This is a genomic window from Limosilactobacillus oris (genome assembly GCF_025311495.1).
Classification (GTDB): domain Bacteria; phylum Bacillota; class Bacilli; order Lactobacillales; family Lactobacillaceae; genus Limosilactobacillus; species Limosilactobacillus oris_A.
Genome location: NZ_CP104398.1, coordinates 1,924,994 through 1,942,891, shown reverse-complemented (window position 1 = coordinate 1,942,891; position 17,898 = coordinate 1,924,994). Strand labels below are relative to the sequence as shown.

The window sequence follows — 17,898 nt, the reverse complement described above, 5'->3', positions numbered from 1 at the left end:
CTTCGGCACTTTATCAGGTGGGAGAACTTCATGACGTATCATGGACTCATTTACTTTTCCTTCCACGCCTTTAATATACCACCTTTTGTAAGCGATTACAACAATAAGGTAAAAAATAAGCTAACTTTGTATTCAAATTAACAAGTGCCAGCTATGACTGGATAATCTCCATCATTTTTCTCCTGCTCCTCCCCATTGCACTTTGTACCTGACGCTTTGTGCACTGCAAGCGTTCCGCAACTTCGTCTATCGAATATCCCTGATTAAAACTAAGCAACACCTGACGTTCAAAGGGTGAACAAGCCGCAATCAACTGCCGCAGACAGAACCGGCCATGGACCAGCTCCTCAGGTTTGCGCCACGGCTGATCTTGCAGCATTTCTTCAGCTTCCGGCGTCAATGCCCCAATTTCTCCTGCCGGAATCCGCTTGTGAGCCTTCCGAGCCCGGTATAAATCCAAGATGCGGTTAACCAGACTCTGTTTTAAAAACCCACTAAATTGCTCACCATCTTTGCTCCCCTGGTACACCTTTAAAACGCGGACAATCACCACCCGCGCCTCCTGTTCCCAGTCGGCGAATTCCAGGCCAGCAACATAGTAGCGCCGCCAGAGCTTGATAATTAGCGGGCGGTACCGCTGAAAGATTTCTTCTTGTTTCCCATTACCGCCATCACGTCCCCGTGGTCCTTGTTTCAAACGCATTAATAAAAACTCCCTGATATTAGCTATTGACTCGTCACGATTTTTGATCTCCTTTATTTTATTGATCCCCCCACCATGGTATTTGCCTTCCCCATGGTCTGGTGCGTAACTCACGCAAAATCCACGTGTCTGTTAACAATTTAGCAAAGGTCAACCGGATTAACAATCGTCTACAAAACTTTGGCAAACGACTAATCGAACGCTTCAAAGCCAACCCCCGTACCAGTGTGCTCTCCGTCCGCCCCATAATCCGCAAAAATATGAAAGCGCTTCAAAATACTATCCAAGCGATAAGCGACTAACATAATTATCAGCAGTTGAAGTGCATTCTACCCCCACTCCCGTATATCTATATTAGAGCAATTCGACATTCCCCTTCGTCCATACCAACCACTTGCAACCTTTAAAATACAAAAGGACTGGAGAAAATAAACTTTTCTTCCAGTCTCTTAATTATTTAATGCCAATAATACTGAGCCGCATCCTAATAAACACCTTTGCAAAATTTGAAGTAATCAGCTACCAGCCAACGACATTACCATCATCAGCATCGCAACTAAGTTATTGATTCCGTGAACTAAGATACTATTTTTTAAGTTGCCAGATTGCCGGTAAACATACGTCAAAACCATTCCCATAAAACAGTAAAGCAAGAAACTGATAATCGTTGTGCTGGTATGCGCAGCCGAAAAAACCAGCCCAGACAAGATCATCTTCGACCAGAGAGCCGTCCGATTAAAAAAGAGGTTCGTTAAGATTCCCCGAAAAATCAGCTCCTCGGCAATTGGCGTCAGGGTAAACGATGATATAACAAAGACAACCGTAATAATCAGGTTGTGGTTGAGCAGTTGCCGGATGATTTCATTATTGGCCGTCCCAGCCTGGTGAAAGAGCCACTGGTTCAACCAGCCAAAAATCATCATCCCAACAATCAAAGTAAAATACCCGCCTACTACCAGGCGCCAGTTAATCCCCTTAGCCACTGGCAACTGGTTATAGTGCCGGTACACTCGTCGTGCGCCAGCAATGATGACCAAAAACATTACCACAAAGACAACGGCTAAGCTGATTGCTAACCTTTGATTCGTCGGGTCGCGGTTGGCAATTACTACTGCCACCGGCGGCACCTGAACCAACAGGAAAAACACCGCAACGATTCCTACGCGGTAAAACCAGTTACCAAGTTTACCTATCCTTATTTTCCGCATTCTTCTTTTCTTCCTTCATCCGTAACTCACGGCGGCGCTGATAACTCCACTTAGCGGTAATTTTGGTAACAATAATATTAGCAACCACGAAGCCAATAATCCATAATCCATACATCAGCCAGCCAGAAATGACTTTGGCGATCGTCAGGGCTACTAAAACCGCAAAAATAATAAATGGCGGTAAAATTACCTTAACCAGGTACTCTGCTTTCATTAATCATTAACCTCACTTTAAAACTAAGGAGACGTGACAGAAACTGCCGCATCCCCCATTGCTGATTTAGTTTTGGCTTGCCGCCAAGATTTGTTCCCTAGTCGGAATCGATGGCAATGCTCCCATCTTTTGAACCGCCAGTGAACTAGCCCGTTGTGCATAAACTAAGGCTTTTTCAATGTTACTCATATCCGGCTTGAGCTGTGACGACAGTGCCCCAATAAAGGTATCACCAGCGGCAGTTGTATCAACCGCGTTAACCTTAAAGGCCGGAATAAAGCTATAACCATCCTGAGTGCAGTAGAACGCTCCCTTAGCCCCAACGGTAATGATCAGGTTACGAACTCCCATTTGTGCAAACTTGGCTGCCGAAATCAGCATTGAAGTTTCATCAGTAATAATCACACCAGTCAACTCAGCGCTTTCCGTTTCATTTGGAATAATCAGATCCGTCAGTTTCAATACTTCTGGATCAATCTTTTGAGCCGGCGCCGGATTCAAAATGGTAGTAACGCCATTGGCCTTTGCCAATTGGAAAGCCCGGAGAGTTGCCGCTTGCGGCGTTTCAAACTGGGCTACTACAAAGTCCGCTGCCGTAATCTTATCCTTCGCTGCTTCCACATCGGTTGGGCTAAGTTGCTGGTTAGCGCCCCCATAAATCAAAATACTGTTTTGACCATTTTCATCCAGGAGAATCGAGGCGGTCCCGGTACCAACCTGGTCGTTTTCCCGAATTCCGGCAACGTCAATCCCGTTGGCCTTCATTTCATCCAGCATCATCTGGCCACTGTTGTCCTTACCAACTTCACCAATAAACGCCGTTTGTGCACCGGACCGTGCCGCCGAAACTGCTTGGTTAGCTCCCTTGCCTCCTGCGGCGCTGCTCTTACCTTCCGCTGCTAAGGTTTCACCAGGCAGGGGCATCCGCTTGATCCGCAACGTCGTGTCGACATTTAAACTACCGACAATTGTCACTTTATTCATTTTGAAATCCTCCTCGTGTTCTGTACTAATACTATACCATATGATATGGCGCCGTGCTCTCCCGACGGATGAGCTGCACTGGGAAATGTTCAACCTGCTCCGATTGGTGTTTGTTCTCAATTCGGTCAAGTAAAATTTTCGCCGCGCCAACTCCTAAGTCAAAGATTGGTTGGTGGATGGTTGTCAACTGGGGATACACATACTCGTCCAGGGCAATATCATCATAGCCCACCACAGAAATATCCTCCGGCACCCGCACCTTCAATTCACGCAGACCGCGCAGGAGCCCCATGGCAATATCATCGTTAGCTGTAAAGACCGCTGTGGCCCCGCTCTCTGCGACCGCTTGGGCAGCCTTGTAGCCCCCCTGACGGCTAAGCTCTGTATGTAAAACGTCCCGGTTTTCATTAAAGGACAGGTGACTAGCCAGCAGACTATCCTTGAAGCCGGCCAACCGTTGCTTAAAGTTTTCGGTCAGGTGGTTAACACCCAGGTAGAGAAACTTACGGTGGCCTAGTTCAGCCAGGTGCTGTGCTGCCAACTGACCACCATGGTAATCATCGGTTTGCACCCGCGTCCCCACCTGATCGTAATTCCGGTCAAACAAAATGTAGGGGATTTCACGGTTAATCAGAGCCTGATTAATCATTTCGGTCGTCATCCGGGCACTTGCGATAATCAGGCCGTCAATTGACCGTTCCACCATCTGTTCCAGATAGGCCTTTTCGAGTTTAGGATCCCGGTTAGCGCTAAAAATCAACGGAATCAGTTTTTCCTGGCGGGCCACCTGCTGAACCCCTTCGACAAAAGTTCCAAAGAAAGGTTCGCTGACGTTCGGTACTAGCACCCCGATTGTATTGATGTTTTCCCTCATAATCAAACTGCGGGCGTGGAAGTCTGGCACATATTGGTACTCGTCCCGCAGCTTTAAGATCTTTTCCCGCGTGCTCTTACTAAAACGGTTTCCCTTGCCATTCAGTACTTGAGAAACGGTCGTCACCGACACCCCAGCCAGGCGCGCAATATCTCGAATTGTTACTTTTTTCCCCATGTTATTCCTCTTTACATTAGCTTTAATATGAATGGTAAGCTAATTTCGGTTATCTTGCAATTTAATTTTGAAAAAGGTCCCGCATTATTTGCTGGCCCGTAGCTGCCTGGGTCCCCCGAACCCGGACGTAATCAATCTGGGCAAGTAAAATCTCGTATGACCATAGTGATGATAAATCTCGTTCATTAAAGTAATGCAAATCAAGCTTGATCCGATCCCGGCTAGCGATTAAGCCGGTAAAATCATCAGCGCCCTTATATTTTCTTGTACCGACCACTACGGGTAGCCGGTGGGTATAAGAATCATTCAAGGCATTATTTAACAGGTCGCCCCGGCTAAAGTCCGGATGGTCATCAATAAACTGCTGAACGTGCCAAAGGTCAAAATAGTCGTGACGGTGGGCAACCTTGGTTTTTTCCGAAATCGTCAGTAAGTAATCCGTGTTGCTTTCGATTTTATCAATGCTACTAATACGAATTACAATCAGCCCGTTGATTTTTCCATCCCAGTCAATACTAATCATCAGACAAAAGGTGGGATCCATGGCCACGACAAAGCCCACGTTAAAGTACTCGTCATGTGGAATGTTATGAACTTCAATTAACGTCCCCTGCTGCCGCGCAATCGTCAACTGGGCCCGGAGCTCGTTCAACTTTGCTTTCTCCATTTCGTCATTACTTCCTCTAAAGTTCTTTCCCTTTATTTTCCCGGTTTTAGCGGCTTTTTTCAAACTTTTTGCCGTCCAATAACGGCTTCCACTAAATCTAGTTGAATTTTTAATAGGAATCCCCCATATTTTGTAGTAACATGGTTCTTGTGCTAAAAAAATTAAAGAGGGGCCACTATGGTGATTATTACAGCAGGAATGATTGGTGTTGGCAAGACGACATTAACGGGAAAGATTGCTGAACACCTCCATACTAAAGCTTTTTTTGAACCAGTTGGCGACAATCCCGTGTTGCCACTGTACTACCAAGACCAAAAGCAATATGGCTTTTTACTCCAGATCTACTTTTTAAATAAGCGGTTTTCGATGATCAAACAGGCTTTGGCCGACGATAATAACGTTTTAGACCGGTCAATCTATGAGGACGCCCTGTTTACCAGGGAGAATAACGCTGAGGGAAACATCTCCGACACTGAGCTGGAAGTGTACCTAACTCTTCTCGACAATATGATGAAGGACCTGCAACAGTTGCCGAAGAAGGCACCTGACCTGATGGTTTATTCTGAAACTGACTTTGAAACCATTCTTTACCGGATTAAGAAGCGGGGACGGGACTACGAGCAGATTGACCACAATCCAGAACTAAAGGATTACTACTACAAGATGTGGAGTGCCTACAAGCAATGGTACCAAGACTACGATGCTAGTCCTAAAATGAAAATTGACCTGGAAACTTATGATTTGGAAAAGCCAGAAAACGTTCAGACCGTTTTAGCAATGATTGATGAACGGTTAAAGACCATTCGTTAATCGTTAACAGGCAAAACCAAAGAGTGCCAAAATAAAAACGACCACCCAGCGGCACTATTGCCTGTCAAGTATACAGTTCAAATAGAAAAATTATTTATGCGGCTTGAGCGCGGAATTTTTCCGCGGTCAAGCCGTTTTTGGTTGCGTAGGCTCGTTGAGTGTTGAAATATTTAATGGCGTCCTTTACAGATTGCTCTAATTCTTCCAATGTTTTAGGTCGAGAGCGTTTAGCTAACCAGATGAGCTTAAAGTCATTCCACCAACGCTCCATTGGCGAGTTTTCCCAAGGATGGCCCGGATGTGACATACTGTGAATGCAATTCTGGCTAGCCAAATAGTCATTAAAAACCATTGAACAGTATGCTGATCCGCGATCCGTATGGATCAGCGGATGGGCGTCTGGTTCTACTTTGAAGGCGCGCTTAAAGGATTCGATCGCTGATGCGGCCGTTTCAGTAGCTGAAATGTTGTAGCTCAAAACATAGCGACCATATAGATCCATTACTACATGTACGCGCGCCTTCCTTACCTGCTCACTACCATATAGGACTTCGGTCGTGTCAGTTACCCAAACCTCATTCTTACTCTGACGATCAAATTGCTCATTGAGTAAGTTGTCATTGATATATTCTTCGTGACGTTTAATCCGATTATGTTTCTTCTTACGGACATTTGCCTTGATCCCGTGATTTCTCATACAGTTAGTAACTCGCTTTAAGCCGACCTTGAAATTCAATTTATTTTCAAAAGCTAGTTGTGTCGTCATACCTAAATACCCCAAGGTCCACTTATGCTTATCTTCTAATTCCAAAATGGCCTTAAGTAATGCTGCTTGTTCATTATCATGGGCATTTGGCTTTCGATGAGTCCACTTGTAGTAAGCATCTCTAGTAATACCCGCGATCTCGCTTAAAGTGCTGATTGGCCACCCGTACTCTTCATTTAGTTCTTTGATGACTTGTTGTTTGAAGAACTTTTCGCCTCCCGACTGCGAATTTCCATTAATTTTTTTGCGAAGGCGACCTCCATCTCATTCCGTTTCATTTCAGCCTTCAATAGCCGGTTCTCCGCTCTTAATTTATCTAGTTCTGTCCACTCTGCTTTAGGCTTAGCTTTACCCCGCCGATCACGAAGTGATTGCGGGTCATTACCACTCTTACGATATTTCTGATACCATCCATAAACCTGTTGGTAACTCACATGATATTTATTGACGGCCCAATTGTAATTAACGTCGTGCTTGATTAAGTCCTCAATGATCAATAATCGTTCTTCAAAAGTAGTTTTGCGTCCTGGCATAATTGAATCTCGCTTTCTTGGCGTATAAGCCTTCAGTTTTGATTCATTATACTGGATAATCCAGTCTGATAACTGTTTATCTGATTTTAATCCATGTTTAACTGCGAATACTCGAAGGGAATCGGTTGATTCCTGGTACTGCTGAATTAAAGCCAACTTAAATTCTCTTGAGTAACTATGATTGTGGTGATCAGATCGCAGTCCGTCAATACCTTGGTATTTATAAAGAAGTCGCCAAGACAAAACAGTGCTCTTGCCAACTGCATACTTCCATGTAACTTCTTTAATACTTGAATGATCTAATTCATGTAATATTAATAGTTTCTCTTCCGCGTTATATTTTGATTTCCTAGACATAGAAAAATGCCCTCCAAGTATAAGATGAATTTTCTATTTCATCTGTATACTTAGAGGGCATTATAACCAGCACTAAAGCTGATGTTGGTCGTTTTTATTTTGGCATTCAGGGAGTTAGTACCGACAGTTAACCAATCAGCGATTGCACCTGAACATCCCATAATTGCGGCAGGGAATTACACCACCTTTACGATTTAACGAAAAACCGCCGGAGTAATCCTAATGCACCCGCGGAACTAGCGCCGCCAACAATCGACAACCAGGTTAAATGATGGGTTTTCTTTCGTGAAACGTGACTTTGCGGGTCCCGTACCGCTGCCACCGATTCTTGCTTCGGCAGTTCCCGATTATCATGATTGTTTTTCCCTGCTGAGACGGGGTCATCATATTTAGTTAACTGGTAGCTAGCAATGATTTTATTTAGTTTTCGATCATACTGCGGGTCTGTTGCATACCTGCCTAATAAGGAGTGCGTTGCTGCCCGGTAACTACCGGCTTGGCCCCGGTGAACGCCAGCATATAACGGGTCCGCCAAAGTTTCAGCATAATCGCATAACGACTGGTAATCATTTTCATACCAGCGAAAATGGTCATTGATCTTTTTTTCCTCTCCATCACGGGTATACTCCGTTGTTGGCTGAACAACTGATTTCCCATTAAAAGAACCCTTGACCCCAAAGAGGTTATGGTAGGGCTTTTGAGCCAAGCCGCTGCTTCCCCAGTTGCTCTCCAGAGCGGCCTGGGCGATGATTACCGACGGGTAGAGATCATATTCCATCCCCACCTTCTGGGCACTCTTGGCGATTCGTGAGATAAACTTAGCCTGATCCGGCGAAGGACTTTGCACTTCGTATTCCTGTTGGTCAGGACCCGCCGCGGCCGGGGACTGGTCTGGTTGTGCTGGCTGGTCCACTGGTGGCGTTGTGTTATCCGTTGGTGCAGCTGACGGCGAACTTGGCGAAGCCGGGACCGGCTGAGGACGAAGCTGTTGTCCACGTTGATACCCCCGCTGGTAGCCAGCCTGACCAACTTTAGTCCGTGTCCGCCCGTCTATAATCCCCCTGAGGCCGTCAGCAACTCCTTGCCGGAATGACTGCTCATAATCCCGGCTTAGCTGCGCGAAGGCCGTTAGAAAAGCACTGGTATATTCTTCGCCTTGTTGGCGAATTTGCCCCTCATCAAGCTGTTGTTGGTTGATAATTACTGATTCGGCATCCTGGTAGGCCGAGTTAGCGTTTATTCCCGCTGCTAATACCGGTGCGCCATTGGTAAAGGACAGCATTCCTGCAATAATTACTGTTAATAATTGTTTATTCATCTTCTCACCTCTATATAATAAATACGGTAAGAAGCCCCAAAATGTTTTTTTAAACGCCGTTTGTAAAATTAAGTTAGAAAAATAAAAAGAGGAGGGACAGACCTAGCTTAACTGGTTCGTCGTCCCGCCTCTTTCGTTATTAATAAATTACTACCGGTTCGTTGATTTCCATATCGTGATAAGCAGTCCCGGCGTCGCTTGGGTGCATATTAGCACAACCATGAGAGCCACCGGTCGTTGTCAGATATTGGGTCTTTGACCAGTTATTCCGCCAGCTAGCATCGTGAAAGCCACAGCCACTGTCGGTAAATGGTGACCAGTATTGAACCGGACTACTGTATTGCGAACCATCATCGTTTAAGCCCCGTAACGTTGCCGGCGATTGCTGGTACATAATGTACCAAACCCCCCTTGGCGTCCGGTTGCCCGGTGTATTACTTCCAGTAACCACGTCGGCATCAAATACACACTTGCCGTCCTTGTAGAACCAAACATGCTGGTCCGCTAGTGAAAGTTCTACGTAGGTATTACCAATTCCATTGTTACTAGTAACCCCGTAGCCAGTTCCGCGGCGGTTGTAGCCAATCCCGTAGATATCACTTTTGGCGTTAACATTCTTTTTGTTATCTGCCATCGCGTGCGCCAGGGACTGGCCGGCTAGCTGCTCGCTAATTTTCCAACCATAGGAGCCCTTGTCACTGGTAGTAATTTCCTTTCCAGCGTGGGTCCTAAACTTAAACGCCTTGCCAAGCGTAGCCTGTTTTTCATTGATTTTAGTAATCCGCCCGTTGACCGCACTCGTATCAAAGTTGTACTTGCCGTGTTGGTAGGTCGCCCGGGTAATTACATCGGCAGCGGTGAACTTATAGTTTTCCTTTTCAACCGTGTAAGTTACCTTCCGCTTGCTCAAGGTTTGTAACTTCGCTTTTTCAGCTTGAACAGTCTTGCTATCAGCCGCCAACGGTTGGGTATAGTGAGTTGTTAACCGAATCGTCCCGTTCGCCCGCTGACTATTAAACTGCCTAATAAGGTCCTGGACGTCATACTGGTTTCCCTTCTTCGCGGCAACCGTTGAAACCTTACCATTTTTCAGTTCCGCGTATGCGTCAACAGGTGCCCGGCGGCCCTGGTTCATCTTCTGGGTTTCAGCGTAGACTGCCCGCCGCATCAGAGCCGTCTGTTCATCATCTAACTGGCTCGGCATCACATTAACGTTTTGCTTTTTGCCAGACGGGAAAAAGGTCCGTTGCTTCTTTTGCGCGGCAACAAACTTGCTTTTATCCGCGCTGCTAATTCCTGACGCACTTGCCTTCCCTTTGTAGACTAACCGTCCATTGATATAAACCTGGTTAGCACGGCTACTCTCCTTGACCTTATGGTAGGCCTGGTCAACCGTCATTCCGCCGACTGCCACCCCATTGACAGTCGTGTTCCGGTTAAAGTGGTTATGCTGATGCCAACTCATTACTCCCAGTAAAACCACTAGGATCGCAATAACAGCAATAATATAGTTTCTTAACTTCAACTGCATTTTCTAACTCCCTAGATACAAAATTTCCGCTTTACCTAAATAAAGTTAACATTTGCATTATACCAGCATTTTAAGATAATGATACCGTTAACGAACCAGATTTAAAAAAGAACTTTGCCAACCCCAAATCATGCTCCGGAGCCGGCAAAGTTCACTAATTAAATTTCTGGATAACTGTTCTTTTTGACGTCAATTTTATGATTATCAAGATCCGTCTTCACAACCGTAACATCACACGGTGCTTCCCGAATCGTGTACGCAGCGGTCGAACCCACAATCAACCGTCCAACCACGTTTAACCCGGTCGCACCAATCAGGATGAGGTCGATTCCATTTTGCTTGGGGTAGTTTTCAGCCAACTCCAGCTTGGCATTGCCTACTTCAACCTCTGTCACCACGTCCGTAATACCTGCTGCTTGGGCCTTTTTTTCGTACTCTGCCAGCTTTCGCTTCATCGTTTCAATTGCTGGCTTGTAGATGCTTCGGTCAACAAAGCCATAGCCGTTCGGACCACCAGAAGGAATTCGTTCACCATTGATCACACTCAGCAAATAGAGTTTGGCATCATTTTGCTTAGCCACCTCGAGAGCCTTTGCAAAGGCCATGTCAGACTGCTTGGAACCATCAATACCCACCAAAATTTTTTGATAACTCATCAGAAACCGCCTCCACAGTTAATTTAACCCTATTTTAGCATAAGTTCAGAGTATTAATCAGTAACGAGGTCATTAATTGCTTCCATGTAAATGGCCATTGATTTGATCAGGTCGGCTACCGGCTGGAACTCATTGGCCTGGTGCATTGTATTCGGCGTGTTTGGCATCAGCGCCCCAAAGGCAACTCCCCGTTTCATCAACCGGCCATAGGTGCCGCCACCGACAACCTCGGGCTTAGCCGTTTGATCCCCGGTTTGGTCAATATAGGCCGTCATCAACGTTTTCACGATCGGGTCAGCGGGGTCAACATAGTGCGGTTCCTGGGCCGGCCCTTGTTTCACACTAATTCCCAATGGGTCGGCAACTTTCTTTACGGTCGCTTCTAATTGGTCAGGCGTAATTCCCTTTGGAAAACGGAAGTTCATGTTAATGTCACCACCATCTTCAGTGGTAAAGTTAAGAATTCCGGCATTCATGGTCAACTCGCCCATCACTGGATCCTTAAAGGAACCATCAAACTTATCCATCCGGGTATCGAGGTGGAGGTAGTGGCCGAGGAAGTGAATAAAGCTGCCCGCACCGCCAGCAAAGTCATACTGGTCCAAAAAGTTGGCCAGGTAGGTTCCCGCATTAATCCCCTTTTCGGGTTCCATCCCATGGGCTGCCTTGCCAATAACGGTCAGCTTTAAGCCGTCTGCCGTTTCTTCTGCCTCACCGGTGATTGGGTTTTCCGCGATGAAGCGGGCAAAATCGTCCTCCACCTTTTGGAGATTATTAACAGTTACTAGCGCTACAGCTTCCCGGGGCACCATGTTGAACCGCAGGCCCGACTCAAAGTGCTTGAGCTGGTTAGGCCCCTCATTAGTCGCTGGCACGTTCAGCAGCAATGATACTTGCCCTTTTTCACCATTGATTACCGGAAATTCAGCATCTGGCGAAAAGCCGAGAGTCGGTGCCGGTTCCACTTCAAAGTAGCGGTGCATCCCCGTCCAGTTGCTTTCTTCGTCCGTCCCCACGATAAAGCGAACCCGCTTATTGAACTTGACCCCCTGATCTTTTAAATACTTGAGAGCATAGTAAGCAGCCATTCCGGGCCCCTTGTCATCAGAAGCACCCCGGCCATAGAGGTTGCCATCCTTGATCACCGGGTCGAATGGATCGGTATCCCAGCCCTTGCCCGCTGGCATCACGTCCAAGTGCGCCAGGATTGCCAGGGTTTCGTCCCCTTCCCCACACTCAGCGTAGCCAACCAGGTTATCAATATTCTTGGTCTTGAAACCGTCCTGGTCCGCCATCTCCAAGAAGGCCTTTAGTGCTTGGGCTGGTCGTGGCCCCAATGGGTATTCATCAGTTGCGGCCGTGTCATCTCGAACGCTGGGAATCTTCATTAAAGCCACCAGGTCGTTCAAGTAATCTTTTTCTTGGCTCTGGGCCGCTTTTAACCATTCTGTCATTTTAGTCCCTCCATCTAATCATTCAACTAAAATAATGATACCATTATTATAACGATTACAAAATCTAAAGGAGTTTTAAAATGGAAAAATTAACTGAGCAAATCCTGCACGATGTTATTCGGCCGCGTCCAGCCAATAGTTTTAAAGGAAGCTATGGCAAGGTGACCCTCGTTGGGGGCAACCGTAACTTTGGCGGTGCTATTATCATGGCTTCTACTGCCGCTGTCTGCGCCGGTGCTGGTTTAGTGACGACCGCAACTGCCACCAGCAATTCCGGTGCCCTCCACGCCCAGCTGCCAGAGGCAATGTTTGCCGACTTCACCGCCGACCAGCAGCTGGCGGACTTGGTGAGTGCCGCAACCACTGTTGTCGTGGGACCCGGTCTGGGAGACGACGACCAAAGCCTGCACATTCTAAAAAACGTCTTTGCCCATGTTCGGCCCGAACAAAACCTGGTAATTGACGGCTCAGCCATTACGCTGATGGCCCGCGAAAAGTTAACCGCACCGGCCGCTAACGTCATTTACACCCCGCACGAGATGGAATGGCAACGCCTCTCCGGAATCAAAATTGGTGAGCAAACGGAAGCAAAGAATCAGACCGTCCGGGACCAGCTTAATGCCACGGTGGTTCTCAAAAAGCACCACACGGAAATTTATACCGCTAGCCAGGTCTACCAGCTTACCATTGGCTCTCCCGCCCAGGCCGTCGGCGGCATGGGCGACACCCTGGCCGGCATGGTGGGGGGCTTTACCGCTGAATTTAGCAGCCAGCCGCAAAAGGCAGTCCTCGCGGCTGTTTATGCCCACAGTGCTATCGCCGATAAGATTGCGGAAAGTCAGTACATTGTCTTGCCCCACCAAATCAGCCGCGCCCTTCCAAGTTTCATGAAGAAGATGGAACAGGCACCAACCGAACACCAAATTGGCTTTTTAAATTAATTTCCCGGGAAATTAATTCCAGTTCAAAAGATAAAGACAGACCGTTGCCTGGTAAAAGTAAACGTCCCGAAGTGTTAAAGAAGCATTTCGGGACGTTTTTCCATATTCAATTAGCTAATTCGCAGCTTCTGCCGAAGTGTGGCTGACCGGGAACCAATGATTCGGTCCGCCAGACGGTACTTCAATGCTAGGTAAATGAAGATGCTGGCACCAATGATAACCCCAAGCACGAGGGCAAAGAATGCTGTAAACCGGCCGTACGGACTGATAAAGTGACCGAGAAAAACCATTACCGTCTTAGTAACGGCATACATAATCAAAGAAAAGCAGAGAATTTGGTTCGTTGACCTTGCCATCTGGTTAAAATGCAGGCCAAATTCCATGTTAAAAGAATGAAGAATCAGGTAGTCAATTACAAACATTGACAGGCAGGTCGAGAGCAGGGGACCCATTCCCTGCAGGAGGAAAATACATGGGTACTGTAACAGCAGTTTGATGATAATCCCAATTCCGAGGTACTTCATCATCCGCCGGTTTTCTGAAATTCCCTGCATCATCGCTGCGGCGACGGTATACAGACCCATAGGGATTGCCACAAAGGCCGCAAATTCAAGGATAACGATTCCGGCGTGGTCATAGCGGTAAAAGACCGTATACATCTGCTGGGCCACCGCAGCCAGGCCAAGTGAAGAAGGAATCATAATAAAGTAGAACAGTTGCAGGACATTTTCAATTTGCTTCCGCATCCCTAACTGGTCATTTTGGGCCCGGGCCGTTGCTAACAGCGGAATCACCGTGGCTGCCATCGCACTCGCTAGTGAAATAATAATCGTGTAGAGCTTGTTGGCGTTAAAGGCAAAGAGCGCGTAAAGCACGGTTTCTTGGTAGCGGGTAAAGTCGCCGACCCGGAACAGAATCCAAGGGAAAGTATACTGGTCAATCAGCATAAAGATGGCCACCCCGGATTCAATCACGATAAATGGAATCGACTGGTAAACCATCTTACCGATCAGGCTAAGCGTTGATACCGACCGGTTTGGCTTCCCCCGGTTAACCAGTTCGTTCATTTCCCGCCGGTGACGCATCCAAAACCAGGCGAGGACCGCCCCAGCACCTAGGGCCCCGATGAAGGCCGCAAAGGTAGATTGGGTAACCGCATCGACCCAGCTTCCCTTTTGGATCTTCATAATCAGGTAGGTTGCTCCCAGCATGTAAACCACCCGGAAGACCTGCTCAACAAACTGGGAAATTCCCGATGGCGCCATCCAGTTGTAACCTTGCAGGAAGCCCCGACTCATTGCCAGAGCTGGGATAATCAGGACTGCCCATGCCAAAGAACGAATTACCGGTACGACATTCGGGTCGTTATTTGACAATCCCGGTGCCCAGGCCATCATGACGATTGCGCAGACAATTCCCATCGCCAGGGCAACGTACATGCTGGAATAGTACAGCCGGCGACTGACGCCGTATTCATTAAGGCCATTGTAATGGGCGACCATCTTAGAAATCGCTGACGGCAACCCTGCCGTGGCAATCGTCAAGAAAATGTTATAAATGTTGTATCCCTGTGCATAGAGGGCGTTGGCCTCGTTACTGTACGCGTCAAACCAGGTTACCCAGGGGATAACGTAAATTGCACCAAGGATCCGCGAGGTAATACTGCCGACCGTCATCCAGGCGGAACCACTCAGCATCTTCTCCCGGGCATCCTTATTGGCAGCCGCAAGCGGCGACCCGTTAGTATGTTCTTCATTCATGATTCATAAATTTCCTGCCTTCTTCAAAAATAAACAATCTTAATCATTTTAGCGTGAATCAGACCGCGGCGCAATTTCTTTTCCGCTTTTTTAGCTTTCCTTAATGCTAATACTGGTCGAGGTCGACCCGTATTTCCCGAACGGTCGCTTCCGGGTGTGCAGCAGCCACTTCCGCCAGCGGACTGGCTACCGGAGCTGCTTCGAAATGCCCCAGCTTATCGTTAATGGTGATTGCCAGGCCGAGTTTGGCGAACTCCAGCGCCTCCTCCATCGTCTTCCCCTGTGTAAAAGCCTCCGGAAGGTCGGGAAAGTCAACCAGAATTTGCCCATTCCGCGGGGTAAAGATGGCCGGGTACGTTACGATTTCCATACTCAACGTTCCTTTCTAAAGAAAAAGGCCCGGGAGAACCACGGAACCTTTTAATTCATTTACTTAGCAACGATGTTAACAATCTTATTTGGCACAACGATGACCTTCTTGATGTCCTTGCCAGCCGTAAATTTCTGCACGTGATCGTTTGCCAGAGCCTGCTTTTCGGCCTCTTCCTTCGGCGTGTCCTTAGCCATCTTGACCTTCGCCCGGACCTTGCCGTTAACTTGAAGGATCATTTCGACCTCATTTTCTACCAGAGCCGCTGGATCATACTTTGGCCATGGCTGGTAGGCAATCGTGTCGCTAATGCCGAATTGGCTCCACAGTTCTTCCGCCACGTGCGGCATAACTGGTGAAATCATCTTAATGAAGCCCTGCATGTACTCAGCCGGCAAGTCATCAGCCTTGTAGGCTTCGTTGACGAAGACCATCAGTTGGGAAATCGCGGTGTTGAAGTGCATCCGTTCAAAGTCTTCCGTTACTTTCTTGACGGTCTGGTTGTAAACCTTGGTCAGCTCGCCATCGTTAAAGTTGGAAACCCGGTCCCGGAGGTGGTTATTATCATCCATCAACAGGCGCCAAACCCGCTGAATCCACTTGTAGGAACCGTGCAGTCCTTCTTCATCCCACGGCACGGATTCGGTCAGTGGCCCCATGAACATTTCGTAGAGCCGGAGCGTGTCGGCACCGTACTTATCAACGATGTCATCCGGGTTAACCACGTTCCCCTTGGACTTCGACATCTTTTCGTGGTTGGAACCCAGGATCATCCCTTGGTTGACCAGCTTCATGAACGGTTCCTTGGTTGGTACTAAGCCCAGGTCGTAAAGAACCTTGTGCCAGAAGCGAGCGTAAAGCAGGTGGAGGACGGCGTGTTCGGCACCACCAACGTACAGGTCAACCGGTGACCAGTAGTCCAGCGCTTCCTTAGAGGCAAATTCCTTGCTGTTGTGAGGATCCGTGTACCGCAGCCAGTACCAAGAAGAGCCTGCCCATTGCGGCATCGTGTTGGTTTCACGCAGACCGTGACGGCCGTTTTCATCATAAACATTGACCCAGTCCTTAACGTTTGCCAGTGGACTTTCACCAGTCCCGGATGGTTCGATGTTGTCGGTATCCGGCAGCTTCAATGGCAGTTCGTTTTCGGGAACCAGGGAAGTCGTGCCGTCATCCCAGTGAATAACCGGAATTGGTTCACCCCAGTAGCGTTGCCGACTGAAGATCCAGTCCCGCAGCCGGTAGTTGACCTGCTTGTGACCGGCATCGTGTTCTTCCAGCCAGTCAATCATCTTCGCCTTAGCATCCTTGATGTTCAGGCCATCCAAGAAGCCAGAGTTGATATGCTTGCCGTCACCGTCAAAAGCCCCTTCGGAAAGGTCAGCCCCTTCGATGATCGGCTTGATTGGCAAGTCAAACTTCTTGGCAAAGTCATAGTCCCGCTGGTCGCCAGAAGGAACCGCCATCACACACCCGGTCCCGTAGGAAGCCAGAACATAGTCACTGATCCAGATTGGCAGCTTTTCGCCGTTCACCGGGTTAATAACGTAGGAACCGGTAAATACCCCGGTCTTTTCCTTATTCAAGTCGGTCCGTTCCAGATCCGAGCGCCGGGAAGCCTCTTCCTTATACTGAGCAACCTCTTCCTTGTGTTCCGGAGTGGTCAGCTGGTCAACTAACTCCTGTTCCGGTGCCAGAACAACGTAGGAAGCCCCAAACAGGGTGTCCGCCCGGGTAGTAAAGACTTCAATCTTCGTCTCTTCGTCACCGGCAACGTGAAAGAAGACGGAAGCCCCCTCAGAGCGCCCAATCCAGTTCCGCTGCATTTCCTTAACGCTTTCTGGCCAGTCTACCAGGTCCAGGTCCTTGATCAGGCGGTCAGCGTAGGCAGTAATCTTTAGGACCCACTGCTTCATCGGCTTCCGGTAAACCGGGTAGCCGCCCCGCTTGGTCTTGCCATCTTCAACTTCTTCGTTGGCAACCACGGTTCCACCCATGAAATCAGGCGCCCAGTTGACCATAATTTCACTTTCGTAGGCCAGCCCCTTCTTGTAGAGCTGTTCAAAAATCCACTGGGTCCACTTGTAGTATTCCGGGTCGGTAGTGTTGATTTCCCGGTCCCAGTCATAGGAAAAACCGAGTGATTGAATTTGGTCGCGGAAGTGGTCGATATTCTTGTTAGTAAAGCTCTTCGGGTTATGACCGGTCTTGAGGGCGTACTGTTCCGCCGGCAAACCGAAAGCATCCCAGCCCATTGGGTGCAGCACATTAAAGCCCTGCATCCGCTTCATCCGCGACATTACATCGGTTGCGGTGTAACCTTCAGGGTGCCCGACGTGCAGTCCCTGCCCAGATGGGTACGGGAACATGTCGAGGGCGTAAAACTTCTTCTGGTCCTTATTAATGTCCGCCTTAAAGGTCTGGTTTTTCTTCCAAAACTTTTGCCACTTATTTTCAATCGTTGTGTGATCGTAAGCCATAGTCTGTCTCCCTTTCTTTTTCATGATCGTAATAAAAAAGTCCCGCAGGAGTCTAAGCTCCTCCGAGACGAATTCTAATCCGCGGTACCACCCGT

At 48.0% G+C, this 17,898-nt stretch carries 17 protein-coding genes and 1 other annotated feature (1 of these 18 running past the window's edge); of the genes, 2 read left to right on the top strand and 15 right to left on the bottom strand.

Translation table 11 applies throughout. The features are described 5' to 3' along the window. Nucleotides 1-151 precede the first annotated feature (151 nt). The 6 genes from N4599_RS09590 to N4599_RS09565 all read right to left on the bottom strand — a co-directional run bounded on the left by N4599_RS09590 (nt 152) and on the right by N4599_RS09565 (nt 4,827). Complete coding sequence (locus N4599_RS09590; protein WP_191364148.1) at nt 152-703, bottom strand: RNA polymerase sigma factor; 552 nt, start codon at nt 701-703, stop codon at nt 152-154. 515 nt (nt 704-1,218) lie between these two features. After that, on the bottom strand, nt 1,219-1,911 hold the full coding sequence (locus N4599_RS09585; protein ID WP_260899625.1) for a CPBP family intramembrane glutamic endopeptidase: 693 nt from the start codon (nt 1,909-1,911) through the stop codon (nt 1,219-1,221). Further along, the gene (locus tag N4599_RS09580) at nt 1,889-2,125 is read right to left on the bottom strand and encodes a hypothetical protein (protein ID WP_191364149.1); all 237 of its coding nucleotides are present in this window, start codon (nt 2,123-2,125) and stop codon (nt 1,889-1,891) included. Before N4599_RS09580 ends, N4599_RS09585 begins: the two co-directional genes overlap by 23 nt. A 66-nt stretch (nt 2,126-2,191) precedes the next feature. Continuing rightward, nucleotides 2,192-3,109 (bottom strand): ribokinase, encoded by a 918-nt coding sequence (rbsK, locus tag N4599_RS09575; protein WP_003714384.1) that lies wholly within the window; start codon nt 3,107-3,109, stop codon nt 2,192-2,194. Nucleotides 3,110-3,140: 31 nt separating this feature from the next. Next, nucleotides 3,141-4,160, bottom strand: a complete 1,020-nt coding sequence (gene rbsR, locus N4599_RS09570) for a ribose utilization transcriptional repressor RbsR (protein ID WP_191364150.1) — start codon at nt 4,158-4,160, stop codon at nt 3,141-3,143. A 61-nt stretch (nt 4,161-4,221) separates the two neighbouring features. Then, entirely contained in the window at nt 4,222-4,827 is a 606-nt protein-coding gene (locus N4599_RS09565) for a hypothetical protein (RefSeq protein WP_260899598.1), read from the bottom strand. Between the two features lie 177 nt (nt 4,828-5,004). Here N4599_RS09565 and N4599_RS09560 point away from each other — a divergent pair, with 177 nt between their 5' ends. Further along, nucleotides 5,005-5,637, top strand: coding sequence for a deoxynucleoside kinase (locus tag N4599_RS09560; RefSeq protein WP_003714379.1), 633 nt, complete (start codon nt 5,005-5,007; stop codon nt 5,635-5,637). Nucleotides 5,638-5,731: 94 nt separating this feature from the next. On the opposite strand, the gene N4599_RS09555 is transcribed toward N4599_RS09560, so the two are convergent. The 6 genes from N4599_RS09555 to pepV all read right to left on the bottom strand — a co-directional run bounded on the left by N4599_RS09555 (nt 5,732) and on the right by pepV (nt 12,252). Next, nucleotides 5,732-6,541 (bottom strand): IS3 family transposase, encoded by an 810-nt coding sequence (locus N4599_RS09555; protein ID WP_239835030.1) that lies wholly within the window; start codon nt 6,539-6,541, stop codon nt 5,732-5,734. Between the two features lie 38 nt (nt 6,542-6,579). Next, complete coding sequence (locus tag N4599_RS09550) at nt 6,580-7,293, bottom strand: helix-turn-helix domain-containing protein (RefSeq protein WP_087215825.1); 714 nt, start codon at nt 7,291-7,293, stop codon at nt 6,580-6,582. Nucleotides 7,294-7,480: 187 nt separating this feature from the next. Next, nucleotides 7,481-8,611 carry a glycoside hydrolase family 73 protein gene (locus N4599_RS09545; protein ID WP_260899575.1) on the bottom strand — a complete coding sequence of 377 codons (1,131 nt, stop codon included), beginning with the start codon at nt 8,609-8,611 and terminating at the stop codon, nt 7,481-7,483. Nucleotides 8,612-8,750: 139 nt separating this feature from the next. Next, entirely contained in the window at nt 8,751-10,142 is a 1,392-nt protein-coding gene (locus N4599_RS09540; RefSeq protein ID WP_260899570.1) for a L,D-transpeptidase, read from the bottom strand. 158 nt (nt 10,143-10,300) lie between these two features. Beyond that, nucleotides 10,301-10,798, bottom strand: coding sequence for a universal stress protein (locus tag N4599_RS09535; protein ID WP_191364154.1), 498 nt, complete (start codon nt 10,796-10,798; stop codon nt 10,301-10,303). Nucleotides 10,799-10,851: 53 nt separating this feature from the next. Further along, nucleotides 10,852-12,252 carry a dipeptidase PepV gene (pepV, locus tag N4599_RS09530; RefSeq protein WP_260899526.1) on the bottom strand — a complete coding sequence of 467 codons (1,401 nt, stop codon included), beginning with the start codon at nt 12,250-12,252 and terminating at the stop codon, nt 10,852-10,854. Nucleotides 12,253-12,332: 80 nt separating this feature from the next. On the opposite strand from pepV, the gene N4599_RS09525 reads away from it, so the two are divergent. Beyond that, the gene (locus tag N4599_RS09525) at nt 12,333-13,193 is read left to right on the top strand and encodes an NAD(P)H-hydrate dehydratase (protein ID WP_260899523.1); all 861 of its coding nucleotides are present in this window, start codon (nt 12,333-12,335) and stop codon (nt 13,191-13,193) included. Nucleotides 13,194-13,303: 110 nt separating this feature from the next. On the opposite strand, the gene N4599_RS09520 is transcribed toward N4599_RS09525, so the two are convergent. The 3 genes from N4599_RS09520 to leuS form a co-directional block, all read right to left on the bottom strand. Then, the gene (locus N4599_RS09520; protein ID WP_260899485.1) at nt 13,304-14,953 is read right to left on the bottom strand and encodes a putative polysaccharide biosynthesis protein; all 1,650 of its coding nucleotides are present in this window, start codon (nt 14,951-14,953) and stop codon (nt 13,304-13,306) included. A gap of 106 nt (nt 14,954-15,059) precedes the next feature. After that, nucleotides 15,060-15,323, bottom strand: a complete 264-nt coding sequence (locus N4599_RS09515; protein ID WP_191364158.1) for a type II toxin-antitoxin system HicB family antitoxin — start codon at nt 15,321-15,323, stop codon at nt 15,060-15,062. Nucleotides 15,324-15,382: 59 nt separating this feature from the next. Continuing rightward, nucleotides 15,383-17,803 (bottom strand): leucine--tRNA ligase, encoded by a 2,421-nt coding sequence (gene leuS, locus N4599_RS09510; protein ID WP_260899472.1) that lies wholly within the window; start codon nt 17,801-17,803, stop codon nt 15,383-15,385. Nucleotides 17,804-17,863: 60 nt separating this feature from the next. Continuing rightward, nucleotides 17,864-17,898 (bottom strand) — a binding site (T-box leader) (it continues 177 nt past the right edge of the window).

Coding starts and splice junctions, on each gene's coding strand:
- N4599_RS09590 (WP_191364148.1), bottom strand. CDS start 703: ATGCGTTTGAAACAAGGACCACGGGGACGTGATGGCGGTAATGGGAAA.
- N4599_RS09585 (WP_260899625.1), bottom strand. CDS start 1,911: ATGCGGAAAATAAGGATAGGTAAACTTGGTAACTGGTTTTACCGCGTA.
- N4599_RS09580 (WP_191364149.1), bottom strand. CDS start 2,125: ATGAAAGCAGAGTACCTGGTTAAGGTAATTTTACCGCCATTTATTATT.
- rbsK (WP_003714384.1), bottom strand. CDS start 3,109: ATGAATAAAGTGACAATTGTCGGTAGTTTAAATGTCGACACGACGTTG.
- rbsR (WP_191364150.1), bottom strand. CDS start 4,160: ATGGGGAAAAAAGTAACAATTCGAGATATTGCGCGCCTGGCTGGGGTG.
- N4599_RS09565 (WP_260899598.1), bottom strand. CDS start 4,827: ATGGAGAAAGCAAAGTTGAACGAGCTCCGGGCCCAGTTGACGATTGCG.
- N4599_RS09560 (WP_003714379.1), top strand. CDS start 5,005: ATGGTGATTATTACAGCAGGAATGATTGGTGTTGGCAAGACGACATTA.
- N4599_RS09550 (WP_087215825.1), bottom strand. CDS start 7,293: ATGTCTAGGAAATCAAAATATAACGCGGAAGAGAAACTATTAATATTA.
- N4599_RS09545 (WP_260899575.1), bottom strand. CDS start 8,611: ATGAATAAACAATTATTAACAGTAATTATTGCAGGAATGCTGTCCTTT.
- N4599_RS09540 (WP_260899570.1), bottom strand. CDS start 10,142: ATGCAGTTGAAGTTAAGAAACTATATTATTGCTGTTATTGCGATCCTA.
- N4599_RS09535 (WP_191364154.1), bottom strand. CDS start 10,798: ATGAGTTATCAAAAAATTTTGGTGGGTATTGATGGTTCCAAGCAGTCT.
- pepV (WP_260899526.1), bottom strand. CDS start 12,252: ATGACAGAATGGTTAAAAGCGGCCCAGAGCCAAGAAAAAGATTACTTG.
- N4599_RS09525 (WP_260899523.1), top strand. CDS start 12,333: ATGGAAAAATTAACTGAGCAAATCCTGCACGATGTTATTCGGCCGCGT.
- N4599_RS09520 (WP_260899485.1), bottom strand. CDS start 14,953: ATGAATGAAGAACATACTAACGGGTCGCCGCTTGCGGCTGCCAATAAG.
- N4599_RS09515 (WP_191364158.1), bottom strand. CDS start 15,323: ATGGAAATCGTAACGTACCCGGCCATCTTTACCCCGCGGAATGGGCAA.
- leuS (WP_260899472.1), bottom strand. CDS start 17,803: ATGGCTTACGATCACACAACGATTGAAAATAAGTGGCAAAAGTTTTGG.